The organism is Bacillus sp. 0209A, assembly GCF_036765095.1.
GTDB classification, from domain to species: Bacteria; Bacillota; Bacilli; order Bacillales; family Bacillaceae; genus Bacillus; species Bacillus subtilis_G.
This window is the reverse complement of sequence record NZ_JBAIZV010000021.1, coordinates 1-403: the sequence shown is the minus strand read 5'-3', so window position 1 is coordinate 403 and position 403 is coordinate 1. Positions and strand designations below refer to the sequence as shown.

At 48.1% G+C, this 403-nt stretch carries 4 tRNA genes; all 4 read left to right on the top strand.

Annotation, left to right across the window (positions count from 1 at the left end):
- Positions 1-7: 7 nt before the first annotated feature.
- Positions 8-83: transfer RNA gene (locus V6D44_RS20975), tRNA-Val, on the top strand.
- A 4-nt stretch (positions 84-87) separates the two neighbouring features.
- Positions 88-163 (top strand) — tRNA-Thr (locus V6D44_RS20970).
- Positions 164-201: 38 nt separating this feature from the next.
- A tRNA-Lys gene (locus V6D44_RS20965) sits at positions 202-277 on the top strand.
- Between the two features lie 6 nt (positions 278-283).
- A tRNA-Leu gene (locus V6D44_RS20960) sits at positions 284-366 on the top strand.
- The last annotated feature ends 37 nt before the right edge of the window (positions 367-403 follow it).

Genomic DNA, 403 nt, shown 5'->3' with positions numbered 1-403 from the left:
CAATTATGGAGGATTAGCTCAGCTGGGAGAGCATCTGCCTTACAAGCAGAGGGTCGGCGGTTCGAGCCCGTCATCCTCCACCATTTTGCCGGTGTAGCTCAATTGGTAGAGCAACTGACTTGTAATCAGTAGGTTGGGGGTTCAAGTCCTCTTGCCGGCACCACTTTTTATATGGTATAATACTCAAGTCTCTTGTAAGAAGAGCCATTAGCTCAGTTGGTAGAGCATCTGACTTTTAATCAGAGGGTCGAAGGTTCGAGTCCTTCATGGCTCACCACTTTACGCGGGTGTGGCGGAATTGGCAGACGCGCTAGACTTAGGATCTAGTGTCTTTATGACGTGGGGGTTCAAGTCCCTTCACCCGCATTATATAGGATAACAGTTATAAAAACTGGACATCCTG